This is a genomic window from Acinetobacter sp. WU_MDCI_Abxd143 (assembly GCF_025514195.1).
GTDB classification, from domain to species: domain Bacteria; phylum Pseudomonadota; class Gammaproteobacteria; order Pseudomonadales; family Moraxellaceae; genus Acinetobacter; species Acinetobacter pittii_H.
In genome coordinates, this window is record NZ_JAHPTH010000035.1 from 1 (window position 1) to 1,451 (window position 1,451).

Annotated in this window: 2 protein-coding genes; one reads left to right on the forward strand and one right to left on the reverse strand. The window is 33.8% G+C overall.

Annotated features, from left to right (window positions below; translation table 11 throughout):
* Positions 1 to 374: carbohydrate porin (locus KTI79_RS19060; RefSeq protein WP_143225034.1), on the forward strand; the 374-nt coding region annotated here is incomplete at its 5' end.
* 59 nt (positions 375 to 433) lie between these two features.
* Here the strand turns inward: KTI79_RS19060 and KTI79_RS19065 are convergent.
* Complete coding sequence (locus KTI79_RS19065; RefSeq protein ID WP_050679135.1) at positions 434 to 1,294, reverse strand: helix-turn-helix domain-containing protein; 861 nt, start codon at positions 1,292 to 1,294, stop codon at positions 434 to 436.
* Between the last annotated feature and the right edge of the window lie 157 nt (positions 1,295 to 1,451).

Here is a 1,451-nt window from a genome sequence, read left to right on the forward strand (position 1 = left end):
CGGAGTTGATTTACCAGAAAGATGAACGAGAAGAAGCTTCAAATGAACAAGAGTGGTATTCAGCTGGTGTACGACCGATATATGCATTGAATGATCAATTTAAGTTAGTAGGAGAATTAGGTTTTGATGCCATTAAACGTGATAAGACCGCGACTTTAACTAAATTAACCTTTGCACCAACATGGTCACCAAAAGGAAAAGGATTTTGGGATAGGCCAGAATTCCGTTTGTATTACACCTATGCGATTTGGAACAAGGAAGCCCAAGAGCGTGCTGATTTGAACAATGCAGGTTCTACATTATCGTCAACGGGTAATTTTGGTACATCACGTAATGGCAGCAATTTCGGATTACAAGTAGAGTATTGGTGGTAATAGCTAAAACAATAAAAGAAAAGGCTCGTAAGAGCCTTGCGATAAATTACTCAAAATTCTTAAGCTCCACCCCATATCGTTTTTGAGGTATCTGCTAGAAGGTATTCTTTAATTTCAAATGGAATTGATGAATCATTTATCTCTAGAACAGTAGTAGCTTGAAGATGATGCTTTTTAAGAGGCCCTGTGTCGATTAATTGGAATGCCATTTTGGTGGCAAAAGGTTGCCTAAAAGATGTAGAAGCAATACCTGACAGAATACCGTAAAGAAACCTAATAGGACGTCTATGCTGTGTAGTTAATATAGAAAAAGTCATTTCATTATATTGCTTTTCTTCCATATCAATCATAAAGACTCTATCTCCAAGCATAAAGCAGAAGCCATCATATCGAAATTTGAAAGCATTTTTTTTAGGGTTATCTAAGTGAGGGAAGTGTTCAATAGTTACATATTGAACTAGTGCATCTTTGCGATATAAGTAAGTTAAAGAACGAAGAATTTTACCTTTATAAATAGATGAATAATGATATCTATAATAAACACCTAAATATTCCTCCATGAGTTCTGGTGTTGCTCTAGCAAGGTGTAAAAAATCATTGAACTGGTTTGAGTATCGAAGGGTTGTTGGTATTTCATTTTCTAATCCCTCATATAAGCATTTAAAGTCTTTAGGATTTATTAAAAGATCTTTAGCTTCAATCATAAAATAGCGGGCAATTTTTTGAAGAACTTTTTGAGAAGGAATATGTTGACCAGCTAGATATTTGTTAAATTGCTGCCTGTTTACATCAATTTTCCGACACATATCTGCGACAGAACGACAAGATGAAATTAATGTAATTAAATTTTGTTGAATATGATTGATGAGCTCGCTTCTTCCATGAGCAGTTACCTTTGTTCTTTCCTGAACATTATTCATAAGAATCACCATATTACATAAAATTAAATATTCAGTTTTCTATAAATCAAAAAGATTTTTTAATAAAAGTAGCAACTGATTTGTTTAGTTACTACTTTTAAATAGATTACAAATGCTGTTCAGATTGACGGAACTCATGGTATTCATCCTGACGCTC

What these genes read in the sequence shown, in the direction of transcription:
- KTI79_RS19065 (WP_050679135.1), bottom strand. Translation starts at nt 1,294, where the DNA reads ATGAATAATGTTCAGGAAAGAACAAAGGTAACTGCTCATGGAAGAAGC.